A 23,562-nucleotide genomic window follows, 5' to 3' on the forward strand; every position below is an offset into this window, starting at 1 on the left:
CAATTTGAAGGAATGCATCCATGGCCACATTGTTTGATCCAGTCACCATCGGTGATTTAAAGCTTGCCAACCGTATTGTTATGGCCCCTTTGACGCGCAATCGCTCGCCAAAGGCAGTGCCGAACGATCTCAACGTCACCTATTATGAACAGCGTGCAAGCGCCGGTCTCATCATCACCGAGGCAACGCCGATCAGCCATCAGGGACAGGGCTATGCCGATGTGCCAGGCCTTTATTCGCCTGAACAGCTCGCTGGTTGGAAACGCGTGACGGATGCTGTGCACAGCGCCGGTGGCAAGATCGTCGTTCAGATGTGGCATGTGGGTCGTATCTCGCACGACACATTGCAGCCAAATGGCGGCAAGCCCGTTGCGCCTTCGGCCATCACCGCAAAATCGAAGACCTATCTCGTGCACGAAGACGGCACCGGCGAATTTGCACCAACGTCCGAACCACGCGCGCTCGAAAAGAGCGAATTGCCGGGTATCGTTGCCACTTACGCCAAGGCTGCCAAGGATGCGGTTGAAGTCGCTGGTTTTGATGGTGTCGAAATCCACGCAGCAAACGGTTATCTGATTGATCAATTCCTGCGTTCGGGCAGCAATCATCGCACCGATGAATATGGCGGCTCCATTGAAAATCGTGCTCGCTTCCTGTTTGAAGTGGTTGATGCGATCACCAAGTCGGTTTCACCGGGCAAGGTCGGCATTCGTCTTTCGCCTGTGACGCCAGCCAATGATGCTTCGGACCCAGATCCACAACCACTCTTTGATTATGTGATCGAAAAGCTTGCCGATTATGGTCTTGCCTATATCCACATCATTGAAGGTGCGACTGGCGGTCCACGCGATTTCCAGCAGGGTTCGCAGCCTTTTGACTATGCGCATCTCAAGCGGGTTTATCGTGATGCTGGTGGCAAGGCTGCCTGGATGGTCAATAATGGCTATGATCGTGAGCTGGCTGAAGAAGAGATCGAAAGTGGTCGTGCTGATGTGGTTGCCTTTGGTAAGCCATTCATCTCAAACCCTGATCTTGTCCGTCGTTTGCAGGACAATTCGCCGCTTAATGAGCTTGACCAGCAGCACATGTATGGCGGTGGCGCCAAGGGATATACGGATTATCCGATCCTTGCCTGATCACGAAAGCAAAAAGAAGCCCGGCAAATTGCCGGGCTTTTTTTTATGACAGACGCACATCTTTTCCCAAAACTACTGCACCCTCTCAGGGATGCGCTTTTATTACAGACGCGCCCGTGTTGAGCGCGGGGTGGCAAGCAGAAGATTGGTTTCGCTGGCCTTGATGCCCGGCACCAGTCGAATACGGCGCAAGACAGCATCGAAATCGGTCAGTGTTGCAGCCCCCAGTTCCACCACCAAATCGAAGCGGCCATTCGTGGTGTGGATGGCCGATATTTCCGAAAACCCGCCCAATGATTTCACCACGCGGTCGGCAACATGGCCTTCAATTTCGATCATCATGATGCCGCGAACCGGCAGATCAACAGCATCTGAACGCAAGATGACGGTATAGCCGATAATGTCGCCCGAGCGCTCCAAGCGTTCCATACGTGCGCGCACCGTTGCGCGGGAAACGCCAAGGTCAATGGCGACATCCGAGATACTGCGACGACCATTATGGCGCAGGACGGTGATCAGCTTTTCATCCAGCTCGTCCATGATTTCTCCAATTTGAAATATAAATCTGCCGTTTTGATAAAGCAAAACGATAAATTTGCCAATCCGTATGGTTCACATCGCCAAGGGTTAATGGTCAACCTTATCTGATAATTTCTCAGGAGTAGCACTTTATGCATTGCAAGATTTTGGGATTACCTGTTCAGGAAGGCACTGGTCGTCTGGGCTGCAATATGGGCCCCGACGGTTATCGGGCTGCGGGCATTGCAGAAGCCATTCGCGAACTCGGCCACGAGTTTACCGATCTGGGCAATCTGGCACAGGCTGAACTGCGTCCGCTGACCCATCCCAATCCTGCAATCAAGGCGTTGCCACAGGCCGTTGCCTGGATCGAAGCAATTAGTGAGGCTGCTTATCGCGAAAGCGAAGAAGGTTTTCCGATTTTTCTCGGCGGCGATCACCTGCTCGCCGCAGGCACAGTTCCGGGCATTGCGCGCCGTGCTGCAGAAAAGGGCCGCAAGCAGTTTGTGCTCTGGCTTGATGCCCATACGGATTTCCATACGCTGGAAACCACAGACAGTGGCAATCTGCATGGCACGCCCGTTGCTTATTACACTGGCCAGAAGGGCTTTGAGGGCTATTTCCCGCCATTAGCAGCGCCGATTGATCCTGACAATGTCTGCATGATGGGTATTCGAAGTGTCGATCCGGCAGAACGCGCTGCAATCAAGCAGACTGGCGTGGCTGTTTATGACATGCGCCTAATCGATGAGCATGGCGTGGCCGCTCTTTTACGCCGGTTCCTCCAGCGCGTGAAGGAAGAAAACGGCCTTTTGCATGTCAGCCTTGATGTCGATTTCCTAGAGCCTTCGATTGCGCCTGCTGTTGGAACCACTGTTCCAGGTGGAGCAACCTTCCGCGAAGCCCATCTGATTATGGAAATGCTGCATGACAGTGAGTTGGTGACGAGCCTCGATCTGGTGGAACTTAACCCGTTTCTCGATGAACGTGGACGCACTGCAACTGTGATGGTTGATCTGATGGCGAGCTTGCTTGGCCGCAGCGTCATGGACCGTCCAACCATCAACTATTGAATCAGAAGACCGCCTCTCGTGGCCAGATGCAATCGTCTGGCCATTGGAGGCTCTATTTCTTCGTTTTACGCGCATTTTGTTCCGAAAACCGCTTCGCACTTTTCGGGATGCGCTTTAGGAGTAATGATGACGCAACCTAACCTCAATATTGTTCCATTCGTCAGTGTTGATCACATGATGAAGCTGGTTCTTTCCGTTGGCGTTGAGACCTTTTTGAAGGAACTCGCCGATTATGTGGAAGAAGACTTCCGCCGCTGGGAGAGCTTCGACAAGACACCACGTGTCGCCTCGCACTCCGATGAAGGCGTGATCGAGCTGATGCCGACGAGCGACGGTACGCTTTACGGCTTCAAATATGTGAATGGTCATCCAAAGAATACGCGTGATGGTCTGCAGACGGTAACGGCATTTGGCGTGCTTTCAGATGTGGGCAATGGTTATCCAATGCTTCTGACTGAGATGACAATCCTGACTGCACTGCGCACGGCTGCAACCTCAGCAGTTGCCGCTAAGCATCTCGCTCCAAAGAACGCTCGCACTATGGCGATCATTGGCAATGGAGCACAGAGCGAGTTTCAGGCTCTGGCATTCAAGGCGATACTGGGCGTAGACAAGCTGCGTCTTTATGACATTGATCGTAGCGCCTCAGAAAAATGCGCACGCAATCTCGAAGGCGCTGGCTTCGATATTGTGATCTGCAAGGACGTTGAAGAAGTCGTTGAGGGTGCAGAGATCATCACGACAGTTACGGCAGACAAGCTCAATGCGACGATCCTGACCGATAACATGGTTGGTGCAGGCGTTCATATTAATGCGGTTGGTGGCGATTGCCCCGGTAAGACCGAGTTGCATGGCGATATCCTGCGCCGCTCGGACATCTTCGTTGAATATCCGCCACAGACCCGCATTGAAGGTGAAATCCAGCAGTTGCCGGAAGATTATCCGGTCAACGAATTGTGGGAAGTCATCACGGGTAAAACGGAAGGCCGCAAGGATGCCCGCCAGATCACGTTGTTCGATTCTGTTGGCTTTGCGACTGAGGATTTTTCTGCACTGCGTTATGTACGCGATAAGCTGCAGGATACGGGTTTCTACGAGCAGCTTGATCTGCTCGCTGATCCAGATGAGCCGCGTGACCTTTATGGAATGCTGTTGCGGCATAAGTTGCAGCTTCAGGCAGAAAAAAACAAACCTGCTGCATAATCGGGGCGTGTTCCGAAAAGTGTGAAACAGTTTTCGGATAAGACGCGCGTTGAAAACTATTGGATCGCCTGTCTCTGTTGTCAGAGGCAGGCGTTTTTTTTACAAGGGCTTGTTTTTACAAGGGCTTGCGCGAATGGCGTGGTGCCGCGATCTGCCCCGAATGCGTGGCGATTGCCATTTCAAAACTGTCGGCAATGCGGCGGGCGCGATCAATGAAAATGATTGCACCCTCAGGTGGGAAAACGTCGCGCGCTGTCTGTTCAAACAACTGCAGCCAGCGATCAAAGTGTTCGCCTTTTAAGCCCAGGCGCAGATGTGGCGGCATCGGGCGTCCGTCATAGCGCCCCGTTTTCAGAATGACGGATGACCAGAATTCGCTGATGCGCTCGATGTGGTGATCCCAATCATCCACGGCCTTTGAAAAGACCGGGCCAATAAGGTCGTCTTCGCGGGCTCTTCCATAAAAAATACTAACCAACCTGTCGATTGATGCTCTGTCGATGGATGGATGAGGCTGATTGATAAGAACGGTCATTCTCTCTTGCCGAATTGAGTTATGCCGAGGAAGCATTCGTAGCCTTGATATAGTCTCGCGGAAACGTTCAATCCAGTGAGGCATTGCCGCATGTTAGCGCCGAAGCGCGTTGAAGTTGTGTCATTTCATAAAGATCGCGTATTTAGCGTTTTCTCAACAGGCAGGAGTTGTTACATTACAGCAGTTCCAATTAACATTGAATCGTTGGAACCGCTGTAACTATTTGTTTTTACGCATTCCCGAACGCAAAACCGGTTCCTACTTTTGCTGGAAATGCTTTAGAGCGCATCCCGAAAAGTGTGAAACGGTTTTCGGACAAAGATGCGCGTTAAAACAGATAATTAGAGCGCTGATCTGATCCAATCAGATCGAAACGCGCTCTAGTCCATAAAACAGCGACTTTTTATATCGTCAGTAATAAATGACCAGCCGACGCACGCGGTAACGCGCGGCGTTTTTATCTATTTTTGCTTTTGATTTACTGAGTTTTTTCTTCTGATCGAACGAATCTGTAAATAGAAAAAAATAACTAAAACTGTAAAATTTATCTAAAATGAATCTTTTGGAGATTTCTAAATAGAGAATTGTATCAATTTTGGGTTCGGAATTAATTTCCAAGCTTATATTATCGTTTAAATTTAAAGATATTCACATAATTGGTGGGGAATGCATTTGATTTTTTTTAGTTTATTATTAGCTTATGATAATCCAAAGTATCCGTAACTATGGAGGATATATGCCAAATACTGAGGGGAATTTGGTTGCATTCCACGACGTAGAAACTGTTGAAGCTATTGATATCATAAGAACAAGTTCTGACCAGGGCTGGAAGAACTTATACGCTTATACGGCGCGCTTGCGGCCGTTCCGATCGATATTCAAGCCGGTGGACTCGTTATTAGTCGCCATGGTCCTTAAGGGGCATTTGCAGGGAACTTGGCAGATTGGAGATGAGATATCCGAACTCTATTTGCAACCAGGATCAATCATTATCATCCCTCCCGACGAATCGGTAAAGGTATCAATAAATAGTAATGCTGAAGTTATAAATATATATATATCTAGAAAGCTGATGGAAGATGTATTTATAGAATTCTCATCGGTCGGTAATAGCTTATTCAAGTTGGATTATAGTCTTTCTATATTTGATGATTTTTTGGGCCAGACAATAAGCTCGGTAAAAGATATATTATATGTCGGCGGACGGTTTTCCTCAATTGAGGTGCAATACATAGCGCGCGTTCTTGTTGCGCGGGTTATCTCAAAATATTCTACGCTCACTTCTGGCGATCTTAATCCTGAAGCAGGGCTTTCTCTGCCAACCATTCAGAAGACATTCGATTATATTGAGCAAAATTTGCACCGTCGCATAGTCATAGACAGGCTTGCGAATACAGCGGGTGTTGGTGCGGCCCAGTTCGCTCGTTTGTTCAAACGGGCGACGAAAGTAACTCTGCATCAATATATCATTCGGCGGCGGGTGGAAAAGGCGCGAGAACTGTTAGTTGAAACGCAAATGCCGATTGCAGAGATCGCTCATGAGTGCGGGTTTGCAGATCAAGTCCACCTCACGCGGTTTTTCGGGCGAATAATCGGGACGAGTCCGGCGTCGTTCAGGAGAAAAGCCCAGAGATAACTTATTCAAAAATATGCACCTTAATTAGTATCTTTTGTATTTATTGTACAAAGGGAGTCAATATCAGCATAGACAAACCTCTCGCGATAACGAAATTTTGAAGCTGGTATTTATCGTCTTCGAGGGGTGGCTTTAGCAACTATTATGAAATGCAGGTTTATGGCATTATTTTTTCGCAACGGTTTTATACTTTGCGGCTAGGTCAATTCGTGTCAAATGTTTAGTTAATATTTTAATTAATATTCCTGCCATATATCAGTGTGTTGATAGTAGTCTGCGTTCTGTTTCACATCGACCCTTGAAGCTCAGTTTCGAATTGAGGAGAGAGTCATGGTTGCAGTTGTAACGAATAAGGCGAGTGGCAGTTCTCGTACCGTTGCTGGGAATGACGTTATTCTGTCGGGGCCGAGCGTTGTAAAACTATCGCTTAATCCTAATGCTATCTCAGAATATCAAAGAATTGGCGACGATCTTCTTATTCGGTTGCACAATGGCGAAACCGTTCGAATCGTAAATTTTTACACACATTATCAGGATGGTCAGGATAATGACCTCGTTCTTCAGGACGAGGATGGCAAGCTTTGGGCTGGTAGCCACAGTGATGGTCTGGCCGATTTCAACTTTTCGGAAATTCAATCTGTTGATCAGCTCGCAGGAGGTGGTGGTGATCTAGGCCCGGTTCTGCTGGGCCTTCTTGGTTTGGGCGCAGTTGGCGCTGCGATCGCTGCATCTTCTGGAAGTGACGACGACAATGATGCTGATACTGAAGCACCGAGTGCTCCGTCGGTAACAGTTGGAGAAGATGGTCGAACCATAACGATCAAAGGTGAGCCGAACTCAACCGCAACGATCTACAACGCTGCAGGGGACGTTATTGGTACCGTCGTGCTTTCGGGCGATGGTACTGCCACGTTTACGCTTCCTTCAAGCAATGGTCAGAACGTCACCGTTACCTTGACCGATGGATCGGGAAATGAGTCTTCTGAGACACCGGTAACTTTGCCAGATACGTTGGCCCCAAATGCGCCGACTGACCTTGTTGTGAGCAATGATGGAAGTCAGCTGAGCGGTAAAGGCGAACCGGGTGCAAAGGTTATAGTAAGAGATCCTAATGGAAATATTATTGGTGAAGGCACCGTTGATCAAAATGGTAATTTCACCGTTGATCTCAACCCTCCACAAGATGATGGCCAGCACCTTTCGGTGACTCTCACCGACGCTGCTCAAAACGTTTCTGGTCCCGGCTCAGTAATCGCACCAAATGTTGTTGAAGGTGACGCTGACGCAGATGCCGACGCGGATGCTGATGCGGATGCTGATGCTGACGCCGATGCGGATGCCGATGCGGATGCTGACGCGGATGCTGATGCTGATGCTGATGCTGATGCCGACGCTGACGCAGATGCTGACGCTGATGCCGACGCTGATGCTGATGCCGATGCTGACGCTGATGCCGACGCTGACGCTGACGCTGATGCCGACGCTGACGCGGACGCGGACGCTGACGCGGACGCTGACGCCGATGCGGATGCTGACGCGGACGCTGACGCTGATGCGGACGCTGACGCTGATGCTGATGCCGATGCTGACGCGGATGCTGACGCCGACGCTGATGCTGATGCTGATGCTGATGCGGACGCAGATGCCGACGCGGATGCTGATGCGGATGCTGATGCTGATGCCGACGCTGATGCCGATGCTGACGCTGACGCTGATGCCGACGCTGACGCTGATGCCGACGCTGACGCGGACGCGGACGCTGACGCGGACGCTGACGCCGATGCGGATGCTGACGCGGACGCCGATGCTGACGCTGATGCGGACGCTGACGCTGATGCTGATGCTGATGCCGATGCTGATGCTGACGCGGATGCTGACGCCGACGCTGATGCTGATGCTGATGCGGACGCAGATGCCGACGCGGATGCTGATGCGGATGCTGATGCTGACGCCGACGCTGATGCTGATGCTGATGCGGACGCAGATGCCGACGCGGATGCTGACGCCGATGCGGATGCCGATGCCGATGCCGATGCGGATGCTGATGCGGATGCGGACGCCGATGCAGACGCTGACGCCGATGCTGACGCAGATGCTGATGCCGATGCCGACGCTGACGCTGATGCCGACGCTGACGCGGACGCGGACGCTGACGCGGACGCTGACGCCGATGCGGATGCTGACGCCGATGCGGATGCTGACGCGGACGCCGATGCTGACGCTGATGCTGATGCCGATGCTGATGCCGATGCTGATGCTGACGCCGACGCTGATGCGGATGCTGATGCTGATGCGGACGCTGATGCCGATGCGGATGCGGACGCCGATGCTGATGCGGATGCTGACGCAGATGCCGACGCAGACGCGGACGCTGATGCCGACGCGGATGCTGACGCCGATGCCGATGCCGATGCGGACGCCGATGCGGATGCTGATGCTGATGCTGATGCTGACGCTGATGCGGATGCCGACGCTGATGCCGATGCGGATGCTGACGCGGATGCGGACGCTGATGCCGACGCGGATGCTGATGCGGATGCGGACGCGGATGCGGATGCGGATGCTGACGCGGATGCGGATGCAGATGCCGACGCCGATGCTGATGCGGATGCGGATGCTGACGCGGATGCTGATGCTGATGCTGATGCCGACGCTGATGCCGATGCTGACGCTGATGCCGATGCGGATGCCGACGCTGATGCCGACGCTGACGCTGACGCTGATGCCGATGCTGATGCGGATGCTGACGCCGACGCGGACGCTGATGCGGATGCCGACGCGGATGCCGACGCGGACGCCGACGCTGATGCTGATGCCGATGCCGACGCGGATGCTGACGCCGATGCGGATGCCGATGCGGATGCGGATGCTGACGCCGACGCCGACGCTGATGCTGACGCCGACGCTGATGCTGACGCGGACTCGGATGCTCCAGATGCGCCCGGCGTGACAGTTGGTGCAGACGGTCGCACGCTCACCATCACCGGCGAGCCGAACACCACTGCTACGATCTACAATTCTACTGGTGGAGTGATTGGCACCGTCGGTCTATCGGGTGAGGGCACGGCGACCTTCTTGCTCGATCCGAGCAATGGTCAAGACGTCACTGTGACTTTGACCGACGCTGCCAACAACGAATCCCTGGAGACGCCTGCAACCTTGCCGGACACGCTTGCACCAGATGCGCCAATAGTGGCTGTCGGGGCGGACGGACTGACGCTCACGATAACAGGTGAGCCGAATGGCACGGCCACGATCCATAACGCTCTTGGTGAGCCGATTGCCACAGTCGAACTCGGCGCTGGTGGCACTGCGACCTATACGTTGGATCCAAGTAACGGTCAGGATGTGTTGGTCACCCAGAGTGACGCTGCGGGGAATGAGTCGGGAGCAAGCCCGGCCACATTGCCAGATACGCTGGCACCGCCTGCTCCAACGGATATTGTCATCACGCCAGATGGTGTAACCGTAAGTGGTAAGGGCGAGCCGAATTCAAAGGTGGAGATCCGCGATCCGGATAATAACGTGATCGGTGAAGGCGATGTAGACGGGAATGGTGATTTCCAGATCACGCTTACAACTCCGCAGAGAGATGGTCAGCAACTTTCGGTCACATTGGAAGATGCTGCAGGCAATGTGTCAGGCCCAGGCTCGGTAACCGCACCGATTATCGACCCCGGGAGTACTGCTCCGATAGACGATAACGTGACTGCAGAAGTGGTCATTCAGCCTACGACGACTGCCGTCACTTATCCGGGTGCGTCCTATCTGGCGCTTGTTGGCCTTCTCGGTATCGACTTGCGTGTTCTGAGCGTGGACTCCGTCAGTATTACGGTGGCGCAAGGTCATCAGCAGAACCTGCAGCTGAGCTATCAGCAGCTGCTAGGTGTCGACCTTGCCGGTGGTACGGCAATTGTGGTTCAGAAGCTGATGCCGGATGGTACGTGGTCATCCGTTGACGGTAATGGCAATGCTACGCTCCTTACCCTGACCTTGCTGGGTAATCGTGCTGAAGCCAATGTCCTTCTCGGCGAGGGCACATATCGCGCCTTTGCTGCCGTACAGAATACCGTTAGCCTTGGCCTGTTGGGTAACCTTGCTGTTTCGGGTCAAGATCTGAACTATCATGAACCTGCCGGTGTTCAGGCCTCGCCTATTCAGGGCAACGTCATGGCCAATGACGGCGCTGCGATCGAAGCCGGCCATCTGGTAACCAGCATCACCGTCAATGGTGTTCCACATGATGTGGTTGCCGGCGCACAGGGTTCGACGATCGTCGGGCAGTACGGAACACTGGTTATTCATCAGGATGGTTCCTATACCTACACGCCAAATGCGAATGCGGCGGTCATTGGTCAGGTTGAGCAGTTTACCTACACGGTACATGACCCACTCACCAATGCAGACACGACAGCAAACCTGAATATTCGTATCGGTAGCGATGGTCAGGGTCTTGTCTGGAACGAAGAAAACTTCACAGAACCAGCAACCTATGAGTTCGTTGCCGCTAACGATACCGATACGTCGGGAATTGTCTGGGTCAATGCGGTCAATAATAGCTTCTTTGACCAGACGCAAACTGTCGGAGCAGCCCTCGGAATACCACAGACCGTAGACGGTACCCCGTTTATTATCGGCAGCAATATGGACGCTTTCGGTACGGTGTCAGTTTCTGTCAACGTGGCAGCGGTTGCCAACGGTACGGTTGTCATCCAGAGGCTTGTCGGTGGCAGCTGGCAGAATTTTACCACGCCAGAAGCTTTCACCATGGCTGTTGGTCTGCTCGGTGTTATCAAGTCCATCAATCTTGATAGCCTTGATCTACCCCCAGGCCAATATCGAGTTCGTACCACTCTTACTGGTTTGTTGGGGTCGGTTAACACCACTGCGGATGTCAATGTCACCTTGACCGACCAGCATGTGATCCAGAACAATCCGGGCACAACAGGGAATCTGTTCGATAATGACGGAACCTTGCCACTTGCTGCAAAACTGCAGGTTCAGGGCAGTAGTGGTTTTGTGAATGCAAGTGCTACCGGCACCGTCATTCAGGGGCTGCATGGCGATCTGACAATCTACAGCAACGGTGAGTACAAGTATCAGCCGCATACCGATCTTGCTTATGCGGATCGGTTTGCGACAGACACCTTCAACTACAAGATCGTGCTGCCAAACGGTCATGAGACGGCGGCGAATATCACCATCACACTGGAAGAGGGCACTCAGGCATTCAGTGCTCGGATTGCAGAGGACACTGTCCATGATGATGCCGTGGCTGCGGCAAATCACGACACGGCTGCTGCTGCATCCTTGAGTGAGCATAGTGATAGTTCTGATGCACATACGACCCATCAGGCGGATGAGCATCAGGCCGCGGACAATGACACACCGGATGATGGCAGTGGTGATGTTGCCGCTTCAACTCAGACACCTGTGGATCAGGAGGCCACACAGACGACCGAGCAAAGTGCTTCGGCTGAAGCCGGTGAGGGTGATACCGTTGCAGATCAACATGAAAGCGATGTTGTTCCGCTTGGCGATCATCTGGCGACATCAGATGCAGACGCTGGAGAAACCCCACTTGAGCACAGTCTGACCGAAGGCATATTGCTCGACGACGGCAGCGGCGAAGTGACATTGCCATCCGGCAACGATCAGCCGTCCAGCGAGGACAGCCCCACACAGATATCTGAAGCAGGTCTGGGTACGGCCGCAGTTGAAGAAACGGCAGCAGTGGATGATCCGCTCGGACATCTGGTTCCAGATCCGCTCACGCAGGAGGATGATCTTCATACCACACATACTGTCTGATCTTTCAGCTTCTCCCCTTCGCCGCTGAGCCTTTTGGCGGCGGAGGCTCAGATGACAGATCACCGGCGTTATTGCCGGTTATAATGGGAAATAAATGCGAAAAATTCTGATTTTAAGACGTTTCGCGACAATAATGTTTACTTCATGCCTTTTGGCTGCGTGCCAGATGTCTGCAAACAATCTCGCTTTGGGCGAGAAGACACTTACGCAGTCAAAGAACACCGAGGCCTCACGGCCCCTGTCAGCGGCGGGTTCCACCCCCGTACCTGCTGTTGACAGGGAAAACGTGACAAATGCCAGCACTCCCAAGGCGTCGGACCGCGGTTCCCTTACGATGGAAACTGCGGTCCGCCGTGCTGTTGGATGGCATCCCACCATCAATGAAGCTTCAGACCGTATTTATCAGGCCGATGAACGGATCAGGGCTGCGCAAGCTGGCTATTATCCGAAGCTCAATGCAGGTGTGAACTCTGGCTATCAAAGCAGCAATCGGGAAGGTTGGCGTCCTCAACTCAATGTCGCTGCTTCTCAGCTACTTTATGATTTCGGCAAAGTCTCGAGCGTCGTCGATGCTGAACGCGCGGGCAAGGATATTAATCAGGCACGTTTGCTGCTTGCCGTTGATAATCTGTCGCGAGACACAGCAAACGCGGTTGTCGAGATACAGCGCTATCGCAGTCTTTCCTCTCTTGCACAGCAACAGGTTGACGGTGTCAAACGCATTGCTGGTTTAGTTCATGAGAGGACGGATAAGGGTGCAAGCACCATGTCCGATAAGATTCAGGCCGATGCGCGTGTGGAATCTGCGCTGGCGACGCAATTGCAGTATCAGTCTGAGCTTAATCGCTGGCAGGTAGTGCTTGCAGCCATGATCGGCGGGGGAGCGCCTAATCCGTCCTCGGAAGCTCCCGCGTGGCTTGGCAAGTCTTGTGATGTTGCCGCCCCCGATTGGGATCAGGTTCCGGCTATGTTACAGGCCAAGGCTGAGAAGGAAGAAGCGAAAGCGCAGCTGGCAGCAAGCAAGGCAGAAGCTTATCCAACGGTCTCGCTTGAAGCGACTACGGGTTATGACCTGAACGCTTCGCGCGACAATACGACGAGCAATGATCGTCAGCCTGAATATTCGGTAGGCGTGAACGTCTCCTCAAACCTTTACAATGGTGGACAGACCGGCGCACGCAAGCGGGCGGCGACTTATGGTCTTCAGGCAGCGGAGTCTGCGATCAGCACTGCGCGCATCGACATGGAGCGCAATCTCATGGAATCGCGGAGCCAGATCGGCACATTGAGCCGGCTGATGTCTTCACTCGAATTGCGTGCCGACATGATGGTCAAGACGCGCGATCTCTATCGCGAACAATATGTCGAATTGGGTACGAGAACCCTGCTTGATCTGCTCAATGCAGAGCAGGAGTTGCATGAGGCGCGCTTCCAGTCAGCCAACACAGTGCATGATATCAGGCGCCTGAATCTGAACTGTCTCTATAGCTCAGGAAAAATGCGTCAGAGTTTTGGTCTTCAGGCATCAGCATTGCGGGGAGGCGGGAGCAATCAATGAAGCGCGGCGAGAACCCTCCAATTATCGATCCGTCGATTGAATTTGGTCTGATTGGTGAACAACCAGAGCCTGACACGCCATCACGCTTCAATGTCGAAGGCTGGCTAGAAGCGCTCGAACTGGTGGCAAAGCATTATCGTATGCCGATATCCGTTCAAGGCACCAAGCTTGCGGCAGCTGCTGATCTCAACACCGACGATAATGCAAAAATCCGAGCGATGGCCCGTCATATGGGCCTTGGCGTCAGGCTTGTTGAACCGTCCAAGATCAGTCTTTCGACATGGCATCTTCCTTTTGTTTTGATGCTCAAGGATAACCAGCTCGCAGTCGTTCATACGCTTTCGAAGGATGGGCGGACCAGCGTCTGGCTGAGCGGTGAAGAAGGGCTTGAACAGCCATTTGCGCTGGCCGATCTTCTGGCCGAGACTGAGCGGGTTGTTCTCGCTCGCCCTTCGAAAACCGTGCCTGATGCGCGTGTCGATGCGTACATCAAACCATATGAAGAGAACTGGCTTCGAAAGATCATCTTCCGCGACATTGGCTCTTATAGCCATGTGCTGGTTGCCTCGCTGATCGCGAATACCTTGGGCTTGGCAGGCATTCTGTTCTCGATGCAGGTCTATGACCGCGTCGTCCCCGCACAGTCTTTCAACACGCTCTATGTGCTGTTCAGCGGTGTTCTGCTGGCGATATTCTTCGATTTCATGATGCGTCGCGCACGCATGGGCATCATCGATATGCTGGGCAAGCAGACGGACCTGCAGATGTCCGATGTGGTGTTCGGCCACGCTTTACGCGTTCGCAATCGCGCCCGACCGACATCGACAGGGTCGTTTATTGCTCAGTTGCGGGACGTCGATCAGGTTCGTGAATTACTGACCTCAACAACGGTTTCAGCACTCGCCGATCTGCCGTTCTTTTTCCTGTTCCTGGTTATCTACTCAGCGCTGGTTGGCTGGATGGTCTTCATACCACTTGGCGCGCTGGTTCTTCTGATTTTGCCGGGCTTGTTCTTGCAGCGGCGTTTGCGCGCTTATGCCAATGCAGCCATGCGCGAAGCGTCACTTCGCAATGCCATGCTGGTTGAAACCGTGCAGGGCATCGAAGATATTAAGGGCCTGCAGGCCGAAGATCGCTTCCAGCAGCAGTGGAACCACTTCAATGCCGTAACTGGCGAAGCGCAGATCAGGCTCCGTGCCTTGACGAATAGTCTCAGCGTGTGGACGCAAAATGTGCAGGGCGGGGTCTATGCGCTGACGGTTTTCGTGGGCGCACCGCTGATCATTTCAGGCGATATGACCACCGGCGCGCTTGTTGGTGCATCCATCCTCGGATCACGCATGCTTGCGCCGATGGGGCAACTGTCTCAGATCATGGGACGCCTGCAACATGCACGCATTGCCAAAAAGGGCCTCGACCAGCTGATGAAAATGCCGGTCGATCATCCCGATAGCGAAACCCGTATTCATTGCCCGAAGATCGACGGTTCTTATCGGCTTAAAGACGCTCTGTTTCGTTATGGCGATGAAAATTCGCTTCCCGTTCTTCTGATCAAGGATCTGAAGATCAAACATGGTGACCGCATTGCCGTGCTTGGGCGCAATGGCGCAGGTAAATCCACCCTGTTGCTCGCTCTTTCCGGGTTGCTTGATGCGGCCGAAGGCGAGGTCCTGCTCGATGATCTCGCATTGCCACAGATAGATCCTGCTGATGTACGCCGGGATGTAGGGCTGCTGACACAGAATTCTCGTCTGTTCTTTGGGACACTGCGCGAGAATATCACCATGGGGGCGTCCGACGCTTCGGATGCCGAGATCCAGCGGGTGCTGGCCATGGTTGGCGCGGATGGCTTTGTGCGACGTTTGCCGAAAGGATTGGAACATCTGGTTCAGGAAGGCGGCGGCGGTCTTTCTGGTGGCCAGAAACAGGCCATTCTGCTGGCGCGACTTCTGATCCGCGATCCATCGGTTGTGCTTCTCGATGAGCCGACATCAACAATGGACGAGGCCACAGAACGGCATTTCATCGAACAATTCGCGAAATGGAGCGTCGGACGCACGGTCGTCATCGCAACGCATCGAATGCGCGTGCTCGAACTGGTACAGCGCCTGATCGTCGTTGAGAACGGGCAGGTCGCACTGGACGACGGCAAGGAACGCGGTCTGCAGACGTTGTTGGGAATGAGCAAGGTAGAAACACCAAAACAGGCATGATCCGGAGGGATACAGCATGGCGGCCATCGGCGGAGACTTTGGTGCCTGGGTAAACGGAAGTGAGCAAGGGCTTCAGCTCAAGAAGAAGAAGCGCTTTGTTCGGCTCGTTTTCGTTTTCTTGATCATTTTGGTGGGCTGGTCTTATTGGGCTTTGCTTGATGAAGTCTCTAACGGGACAGGCAAAGTGGTGCCGACTTCACAAGAACAGGTCATTCAATCGTTGGAAGGCGGTGTTGTCGCCAAGCTGATGGTACGACAGGATGATGTCGTGGAGCCGGGACAGATTTTGGCACAACTCGATCCAACGGTTACAGAATCGAGCGTACAGGAAAGCGCTGCGAAATATCGCGCGGCATTGGCAAGCTCTGCTCGTCTAAACGCCGAAGTCAGCCAAACAGAGTTGCAGTTTTCGCCGGAGCTTGATGCATTTCCGATGTTGGTCGGTGCGGAGACACGGCTTTTTGAAGCGCGTAAACGCAGCTTGAAAGAGTCGCTTGAATGGATCGCCGAATCCAAGAAGCTCGTGCAGGATGAACTCAATATCAGCCAGTCACTGAGCAAAATGGGTGCGGCCAGCAATGTCGAAGTGATCCGTCTGAAACGGCAGCTGGTCGAGCTTCAGCTCAAGGAAACGGAAATCAAATCCGACTATATCGTGCAGGCGCGAGAGGAACTGGCGAAGGCAAATGCCGAGGTGGAATCGCTCTCCTCCGTCATTCGTGGGCGATCCGATGCACTCGCGCGCCTGACCTTGCGCTCGCCTGTGCGTGGTATCGTCAAGAATATAGAAGTGTCGACAATCGGTGGCGTCGTACCTCCGAACGGCAAGCTGATGATTATTGTGCCGCTTGATGAGCAGTTGCTGATTGAAACCCGTATTTCACCGAGGGATATTGCTTATATCCACCCTGATCAGAGGGCGACCGTCAAAATTACCGCTTATGATTATGCGATTTATGGCGGTCTCGAAGGCAAGGTTGTCAGTATCTCTGCAGACACGATCCAGGACGAGGCAAAGCCTGAAAATTACTATTATCGTGTCTTCATCAAGACAGAGAAAGATGCGCTTCTGAACAAGCACGAAGAACGCTTTCCCATCGTTCCTGGTATGGTTGCAACAGTCGATATTCACACGGGCAGCAAGACAGTCTTCGATTATTTGATCAAGCCACTGAACAGGGCAAGCGAAGCGCTGCGCGAACGTTAGGTGCTGAGGCGGTGCGATGTGGAGAATGGTTTGCGAAAGTCACCGGTTCAGAGGTAGTTGGGTTCTTTCGTTGGGGCTGCTGCTGAGTATTGTCGGCATTGGTGCTGCCAGAGCTGAGCTGCTACAGTGGAGCTTGAAACCAGATTTTGCGACCTGCCAGAAAACAGACGATGCAGTCTGGGTTGAATATGCCGGAGGACAGGATTGCATCCGTTTCTTCTCCGGCGGCACCATTAAGAATGCGCCTATTGCGCTGGTTCTTTTGCGGGGGGACTCTGAGGGCTGGGTGAAGCGCAAGCCAGCAGATATTCCCGATAATACGGTGGAAGCACAGAAAGGCCGCGCGGAACGAACGGCTCAGGTGACTGGTGTCCCTGTAATCGTACTGGCGCGGCCTGGAACCTTCGGTTCAAGTGGCAACCACTTGCGGCGACGACAGGCCGCCGAGTTCATGGCGCTGAATTCTGCGTTAGATGCAATTAAACAGCGATATGGCATCAAGCAGTTTGTGCTGATGGGGCATAGCGGCGGTGCAACTGCGGCTGCCGCCTTGCTGACGCTTGGGCGAGGCGATGTTTCCTGTGCGGTGCTGACTTCGGGGGCATTCGGTCTTCTGGAGCGTGCGCAGATGTTGCGTGCCGAGTCTGGACTGAAGCAACGGCCGGGGCGTGACACGACTGGACTGCCAGCGCCCTATGATCCAATGGAACATATCAGCGGAATCGCACGAAATCCGCGGTTGAATATCATTGTGATTGGAAATCCGAGAGATCGGGTTACGCCGTTTTTATTGCAGCGCCGCTTTGTCGAACTGTTGAATGGAAATGGATATTCGGCACAGCTTATGATTTACGCTGCATTTCCACCGAGATATCACGATCTGCGTGAAAATATTGGTCTGAGACAAGCAGCGGCCTGCGCAAAGCAGTTGCAGCTTTAAGATTATCAGCCTGATTTTTTGGGAGAGAAGTTGCTTCACAGTGAAGTGATGGTAGCGGAGGACGGATTCGAACCGCCGACACAAGGATTATGATTCCTCTGCTCTAACCTACTGAGCTACTCCGCCACACATTGCAGTGAAACAGTTTTCAGCGCCGTCTCCAGCGTTTAACGAACCGTTTTCATGCAAGGAATGGCGGCGGTATATGTGGGGAATGAAACCCTGTCAAGCACTCTTCGCATAGCTTTCGTCTTGTTTTCCATGATTTGCGTAGATAAGTAACTAGCGGAAAGCAAAGGCTTAGTTTTATGGCACCTCGTATTGCGGTTTTGGGTTGTGGCTATTGGGGCGGCAACCATATTCGTACCCTGAAGAGCCTCGGCGTGCTTCAGGGTGTTTCAGACGCCAATCCACAGAACGCGGAAAGATTCGCTTCTGAGTTCGGTGTTCCCAATATTCCCGTCGATGAACTCTTCACGCGTCCCGACATTGACGGCATCGTTTTGGCGCTGCCAGCGCAGTTTCATGCGCAGTATGCTATTGAAGCGGTGAAGAACGGCAAAGACGTTCTGGTTGAAAAGCCGATCGCGCTTGAAGTGGCGGATGCAGAAGCCGAAGTCGAAGCTGCACGCACCAATGGCCGCGTCTTCATGGTCGGTCATATCCTTCGTTTTCATCCAGCGTTTGAAAAACTGCTCGATATGGTGAAAAGCGGCGAACTTGGCGATATCCGCTATGTGCATTCGCACCGCGTCGGTTTCGGCAAGTTCCACGACAAGTTCGATGCGCTTTGGGATCTTGCCCCTCACGATCTTTCAATGATCCTCGCCATCACCGGTGAAGAACCGTCAGCGGTCCGCGGCGAGGGCGCTGCAATCATCGATAAGATCAGCGATTTTGCGCATGTGCATCTTGAATTCCCGAGCGGTATCCGTGGTCATCTTTTTGCATCCAGACTGAACTCGTATCGCGAGCGCCGTTTGAGTGTGACTGGAACCAAGGGTATGCTGGTTTTTGACGATGCTGAACCGTGGGATCGCAAGCTCGCCTTCTACAAGCACGAAGTATGGCGCGAGAATGATCAGTGGGCTTTCAAATCGGTCGATCCGGTATATATCCCCGTTGAAGAAGGGATGCCGCTGACACGCGAATTGCAGCACTTCCTGCATTGCATCGAAACGCGCGAAACGCCGCGTACCGATGGGCGGGAGGCAATCAGCGTCTTGCGCATTCTGACTGAAGGTTCGGTCAATCATTCCAGCTAATCCGCTTTTGACGGAAGTTTCTGTCAAGCGGTGTTACGGAGTTAGCAAAACTTTGAACGCTCCACCCATGGCAGGGCGGGGCGTGAAGGAATAAACAGGTTGCCGTGGATTCGCTTTTGATAGGGCGAACCAGATAAATTGGAGCCAACATGCAGTTCATTGATCTTGGAGCGCAGCGCGCGCGTATCGAAGACCGTCTTAATGCCGCCGTTTCCAAGGTTGTTGCGGAAGGCCGTTACATTTTGGGCCCTGAAGTGGCTGAGTTCGAAAAGAAGCTTGGTGAATATCTGGGCGTGGAACATGTCATTGCTTGCGCCAATGGCACCGACGCCTTGCAGATGCCTTTGATGGCGCGCGGCATTGGCCCTGGCCATGCCGTTTTCGTTCCGTCCTTTACGTTCGCGGCAACCGCTGAAGTTGTTGCCCTTGTTGGTGCGGAGCCGGTTTTTGTTGATGTCGATGCCGACACCTACAACATGAATATCGAACAGCTGGAAGCCGCTATTGCAGCCATCCGCAAGGAAGGCCGCCTCGAGCCAAAGGCAATCATTCCTGTTGATCTGTTCGGCCTAGCTGCCGATTACAACCGTATTAGCGCCGTTGCTGATCGTGAAGGTCTGTTCGTTATTGAAGACGCAGCGCAGTCAATTGGCGGCAAGCGCGACAACGTCATGTGCGGTGCTTTCGGCCATGTCGGTGCGACGAGCTTTTATCCTGCCAAGCCACTCGGCTGCTATGGCGATGGCGGTGCAATGTTCACCAATGACGCTGAACTGGCCGACACGCTGCGCTCCGTGCTGTTCCACGGCAAGGGCGAAACGCAGTATGACAATGTTCGCATTGGTCTCAACTCGCGTCTCGATACGATTCAGGCAGCTATTCTTCTGGAAAAGCTGGCGATCCTTGAAGATGAAATGGAAGCGCGTGATCGTATTGCCAAGCGTTACAATGAGTTGCTCAAGGATGTGGTCAAGGTTCCGGGCTTGCCTGCTGGCAACCGTTCGGCCTGGGCGCAGTATTCGATTGAAAGCGAAAACCGCGACGGTCTGAAGGCGCATCTTCAGGCGGCGGGAGTTCCGTCGGTTATTTATTACGTGAAACCGCTGCATCTACAGACCGCTTACAAGCATTATCCGATCGCACCGGGTGGTCTGCCTGTATCGGAGGCGCTACCTGCACGCATTCTGAGCCTGCCGATGCATCCGTATCTTTCGGAACAAGATCAGGACAAGATTATTGGCGCTATCCGTGGTTTCCACGGCAAATAAGCCTGAAAAATTATTGATTAGAAAAGCCCGGCGAAAGTCGGGTTTTTTATTTTTGCCGCTTGGCAATACGGGAAGCGACGAATCGCGCAATTGCCGGGCCCGCCAGCAGAACGATGAAAAAGCGGCTGGTTTGCATGGCGATGATGAACGGTAGATCGACATTACTTGATGCTGCAATGATGGCGACAGTGTCCGCGCCGCCAGGGCTGGTGGCCAGATAAGCGGTGAGGGGATCAAGCCCCAGCACATGGCCAAGTGTCATGCCAAACAGACCGCAGACCGCGATCAGAATAAGGGCTGAAGCCAGCACTGCCGGGAAGGCGCGCGCTGCGTGAGCAATGATTGCGCGTGTGAAGCCAAGGCCAATCCGCCAGCCGATGAAGATGTAGCTTGCGGCCAGCAACCACGGCGGCAGATCAATGGTCATCAGACCTGTATCCTGCAATAATGCGCCAAGTGCGAGCGGTACGAGCATCGCTCCCGTTGGAATGCGCGATAATTCGCCCAGAAAGGCCCCGCAGACGATCAAGGCGAGGGTAGGGCCAAGAGTGTGCCAGTTAATCACTGGAAACCACTCCACGGCCGCTGGGGTGACTGTTTCGACGTCAGCGGTGAACATCACTACAAGTGAAGCGGTGGTTGCGACCAATACCACACGCAAATATTGCATAAAGGCGATGAGGCGCGCGTCAGATCCAAAGGATTCAGCCATCAGGACGATTGCGGTGGCAGCGCCGGGCGAGACACCCCATACGGCGGTTGTGCCGGGCAAAACGCGGAAGCGTGCCAGAAGATAACCAATCGTTGTGCTCGCCAGCAGCGTGAAGCCGGTTGAAAACAGTATGATTGGCAGATGCTGCCCCATATTGCTGAAAAACTCAGCGGTCATGGCGCGCGCGATCAGCAGACCGACGATTGCCTGCGCCAGCAACGAGAAACTTTTATGAACCCGGATCGTGCTTTCATGGGTGGCAAGAATGATCGCACCAAGCATTGCGCCTAAAAGAAGGGCGGCTGGCAGACCCAGCATCTCTCCGATGAAGATAAGAAATGCAGATATGATCAGCATTGCGCCCCATTGAACAGGTTTGGGCGCCTTGCCGAAATTGAATTTACTGGGGACTTTTTCCGGTCCTGATGAGACGAGTTTCTGCATTGCGCTTCTTCCCTACAACCGTGTGTGGGACAAAGGCAAACCAAGATTTGGGGTCGTTGTCTAAAAAGTTGCGCCCCTCTGACAGGCAGCATTACGAATATTACTTAAGTACGGCGTAGAGCGCTGAATGATCGGCACTCCAAGCCCATTGTTTCAATCATCCGTTCACCGGCGCGCAATTTCGCGCCGGTCAAACGATGCTTTAGCCAATCATAGCGCGGCGCTGATTGACCGGGCGCTCGACGATTTCACGAGGCGCTTTGCCACCGTCACGTTCTTCGAGTGCTTCCGCCTTTGACAGTTCGGTTTCCGCATAGACCAGTTCGGCTTCAGCAGCTTCTTTCTGAGACATCAAATCGCGAATCGATCCAAACAGGTTGTCGCGTCGCTGGCGCGCTGCCTTTGCGAAGGTCGGATAGGCGAAATGATTGATGTCAGTGATGCCTGCCTTCTTTTCCTCGGATAGAATCTGGGCGTCGAGTTCTCCCGCCATACGTTCGAACTCGCCAATCATCAGGTCGAGCTGGCCCAGCTGACGGCGTTTTTCCTTCACCTGGAACAGTTTAAGCCTGACGAGGCTTTCACGTGGCTTCATTACGCAATACTCCTTGAACACCAACCAGCTTTATTAAAGCGTGTTTCGATCCGATTTTTATCAGACCGGCGCTCTAACTTTTTGTTTCACACGCATTGTCCGAAAACCGTTTCACGTTTTTCGGGATGCGCTCCTACCGTTGGGGCGTTCCCCCCGACTTTATTAACAGGCATATATGCGGGCGATTTTCCTGCAATATACCGCGAAATCCGTTGCAATGCCTTGGTTTTCAAGGCCTCGGCTTTGCCGCCAATCATAAGAACAGTCTCCATAAGCGAAACAAAAAGTTAAGATTTTGCGCTTTTGGTAACCATTCCTTTACCGGCAACGTTAATCATACGCGTTAGGAATTAAGGCTCGGTAAATCTTGTGTGGTTTTTGGGTAACAGGTGAAACATAGAGTCGAATGAATCACTTAAGGGAATTTCTTAATGTGATTCATAAGAGTCGATCGAATTGAATAATTGCATATGATTCAGTCGGATAAGAGTTTTTTCTAAACAGGATAGAATTATGCTTGCCAACAGGAATCATATTTTGTTAACCATTTGCAGGCACCTTCATGCTATGGCAACGACAGTTCCGTGTGCTGCCGTGAGGGATATCTGGTCAGCGGCGGAAAGGGGATAAGATATGCGCGTCCTTTTAATTGAAGACGACAGTGCTATCGCACAGAGCATTGAGTTGATGCTGAAGTCCGAGAGCTTCAATGTCTACACCACCGATCTGGGTGAAGAAGGCATCGATCTCGGCAAGCTTTATGATTACGACATCATCTTGCTGGACCTGAACTTGCCGGATATGTCCGGTTACGAAGTTCTGCGTACCTTGCGCCTTTCGAAGGTTAAGACGCCAATCCTGATCCTTTCCGGTATGGCCGGCATTGAGGATAAGGTTCGCGGCCTTGGTTTTGGCGCAGATGACTATATGACGAAGCCGTTCCACAAGGATGAGTTGATCGCTCGCATTCATGCGATCGTCCGCCGTTCGAAGGGCCACGCTCAGTCGGTCATTACAACTGGCGATCTGGTTGTCAATCTTGATGCCAAGACGGTTGAAGTTGGCGGTCAGCGCGTTCACCTGACCGGCAAAGAGTATCAGATGCTCGAGCTTCTTTCCCTGCGTAAGGGCACGACGCTTACCAAGGAAATGTTCCTCAACCACCTTTATGGCGGTATGGACGAGCCTGAGCTGAAGATTATCGACGTGTTTATCTGCAAGCTGCGCAAGAAGCTCGATGCCGTTTCCGGCAGCCAGAGCTACATCGAAACCGTGTGGGGCCGTGGTTATGTGTTGCGCGAGCCAGATGGCAGCGAACTGCGTGAAAGCGCATAAGCGTCTTAGAGCGCGTGCGCCTTCTTGGGCGCGCACAACAGGACGCTGTAGATAGTGAAATGACAAAAAGCTCCGCTTCGGCGGAGCTTTTTCTTTTGAATATTGGAAAAAT

The 23,562-nt window shown here is 53.0% G+C and carries 16 protein-coding genes and 1 tRNA gene; 12 read left to right on the forward strand and 5 right to left on the reverse strand.

Translation table 11 applies throughout. The annotated features are described in order from the left end of the window. Positions 1 to 20: 20 nt before the first annotated feature. Positions 21 to 1,136, forward strand: coding sequence for an alkene reductase (locus QBD00_RS00870; protein WP_318578450.1), 1,116 nt, complete (start codon positions 21 to 23; stop codon positions 1,134 to 1,136). Positions 1,137 to 1,238: 102 nt separating this feature from the next. Here QBD00_RS00870 and QBD00_RS00875 read toward each other — a convergent pair whose 3' ends face one another. Beyond that, positions 1,239 to 1,676 (reverse strand): Lrp/AsnC family transcriptional regulator, encoded by a 438-nt coding sequence (locus QBD00_RS00875; protein ID WP_094577800.1) that lies wholly within the window; start codon positions 1,674 to 1,676, stop codon positions 1,239 to 1,241. A gap of 131 nt (positions 1,677 to 1,807) precedes the next feature. Between QBD00_RS00875 and rocF the strand changes: the two genes are divergently transcribed. After that, the gene (gene rocF, locus QBD00_RS00880; protein ID WP_095447156.1) at positions 1,808 to 2,728 is read left to right on the forward strand and encodes an arginase; all 921 of its coding nucleotides are present in this window, start codon (positions 1,808 to 1,810) and stop codon (positions 2,726 to 2,728) included. A 126-nt stretch (positions 2,729 to 2,854) separates the two neighbouring features. After that, on the forward strand, positions 2,855 to 3,931 hold the full coding sequence (locus QBD00_RS00885) for an ornithine cyclodeaminase (protein ID WP_318578451.1): 1,077 nt from the start codon (positions 2,855 to 2,857) through the stop codon (positions 3,929 to 3,931). Between the two features lie 115 nt (positions 3,932 to 4,046). Here the strand turns inward: QBD00_RS00885 and QBD00_RS00890 are convergent, their stop codons facing one another. Beyond that, positions 4,047 to 4,466 carry a group III truncated hemoglobin gene (locus QBD00_RS00890; RefSeq protein ID WP_095447154.1) on the reverse strand — a complete coding sequence of 140 codons (420 nt, stop codon included), beginning with the start codon at positions 4,464 to 4,466 and terminating at the stop codon, positions 4,047 to 4,049. A 736-nt stretch (positions 4,467 to 5,202) separates the two neighbouring features. Here QBD00_RS00890 and QBD00_RS00895 point away from each other — a divergent pair. The 6 genes from QBD00_RS00895 to QBD00_RS00920 all read left to right on the forward strand — a co-directional run bounded on the left by QBD00_RS00895 (position 5,203) and on the right by QBD00_RS00920 (position 17,831). Then, the gene (locus tag QBD00_RS00895) at positions 5,203 to 6,102 is read left to right on the forward strand and encodes a helix-turn-helix domain-containing protein (RefSeq protein ID WP_095447153.1); all 900 of its coding nucleotides are present in this window, start codon (positions 5,203 to 5,205) and stop codon (positions 6,100 to 6,102) included. 330 nt (positions 6,103 to 6,432) lie between these two features. Next, complete coding sequence (locus QBD00_RS00900) at positions 6,433 to 11,913, forward strand: BapA/Bap/LapF family large adhesin (RefSeq protein WP_318578452.1); 5,481 nt, start codon at positions 6,433 to 6,435, stop codon at positions 11,911 to 11,913. 166 nt (positions 11,914 to 12,079) lie between these two features. Further along, a complete protein-coding gene (locus QBD00_RS00905; RefSeq protein ID WP_235901849.1) occupies positions 12,080 to 13,471 on the forward strand; it encodes a TolC family outer membrane protein in 1,392 nt (463 codons plus the stop codon). Then, positions 13,468 to 15,684, forward strand: a complete 2,217-nt coding sequence (locus QBD00_RS00910) for a type I secretion system permease/ATPase (RefSeq protein ID WP_318578453.1) — start codon at positions 13,468 to 13,470, stop codon at positions 15,682 to 15,684. The genes QBD00_RS00905 and QBD00_RS00910 overlap by 4 nt, the downstream gene beginning before the upstream one ends. A gap of 16 nt (positions 15,685 to 15,700) precedes the next feature. After that, positions 15,701 to 16,891 carry an HlyD family type I secretion periplasmic adaptor subunit gene (locus tag QBD00_RS00915; protein ID WP_318578454.1) on the forward strand — a complete coding sequence of 397 codons (1,191 nt, stop codon included), beginning with the start codon at positions 15,701 to 15,703 and terminating at the stop codon, positions 16,889 to 16,891. A 70-nt stretch (positions 16,892 to 16,961) separates the two neighbouring features. Then, positions 16,962 to 17,831 (forward strand): alpha/beta fold hydrolase, encoded by an 870-nt coding sequence (locus QBD00_RS00920; protein WP_318578455.1) that lies wholly within the window; start codon positions 16,962 to 16,964, stop codon positions 17,829 to 17,831. 49 nt (positions 17,832 to 17,880) lie between these two features. Here the strand turns inward: QBD00_RS00920 and QBD00_RS00925 are convergent. Next, positions 17,881 to 17,957: transfer RNA gene (locus tag QBD00_RS00925), tRNA-Met, on the reverse strand. Between the two features lie 182 nt (positions 17,958 to 18,139). On the opposite strand from QBD00_RS00925, the gene QBD00_RS00930 reads away from it, so the two are divergent. After that, positions 18,140 to 19,096 carry a Gfo/Idh/MocA family oxidoreductase gene (locus QBD00_RS00930; protein ID WP_318578456.1) on the forward strand — a complete coding sequence of 319 codons (957 nt, stop codon included), beginning with the start codon at positions 18,140 to 18,142 and terminating at the stop codon, positions 19,094 to 19,096. 149 nt (positions 19,097 to 19,245) lie between these two features. After that, complete coding sequence (locus QBD00_RS00935) at positions 19,246 to 20,364, forward strand: DegT/DnrJ/EryC1/StrS aminotransferase family protein (protein WP_318578457.1); 1,119 nt, start codon at positions 19,246 to 19,248, stop codon at positions 20,362 to 20,364. Between the two features lie 46 nt (positions 20,365 to 20,410). Here the strand turns inward: QBD00_RS00935 and QBD00_RS00940 are convergent, their stop codons facing one another. Beyond that, complete coding sequence (locus QBD00_RS00940) at positions 20,411 to 21,520, reverse strand: AbrB family transcriptional regulator (RefSeq protein WP_095447147.1); 1,110 nt, start codon at positions 21,518 to 21,520, stop codon at positions 20,411 to 20,413. A 202-nt stretch (positions 21,521 to 21,722) separates the two neighbouring features. Beyond that, complete coding sequence (locus QBD00_RS00945; RefSeq protein WP_024899365.1) at positions 21,723 to 22,115, reverse strand: hypothetical protein; 393 nt, start codon at positions 22,113 to 22,115, stop codon at positions 21,723 to 21,725. A gap of 633 nt (positions 22,116 to 22,748) precedes the next feature. Here QBD00_RS00945 and ctrA point away from each other — a divergent pair. Next, positions 22,749 to 23,450: a response regulator transcription factor CtrA gene (gene ctrA, locus QBD00_RS00950; protein ID WP_094577785.1), complete on the forward strand. Its 702-nt coding sequence runs from the start codon at positions 22,749 to 22,751 to the stop codon at positions 23,448 to 23,450. The last annotated feature ends 112 nt before the right edge of the window (positions 23,451 to 23,562 follow it).

This window comes from Ochrobactrum sp. AN78, assembly GCF_029909885.1.
Taxonomy (GTDB): Bacteria; Pseudomonadota; Alphaproteobacteria; order Rhizobiales; family Rhizobiaceae; genus Brucella; species Brucella quorumnocens.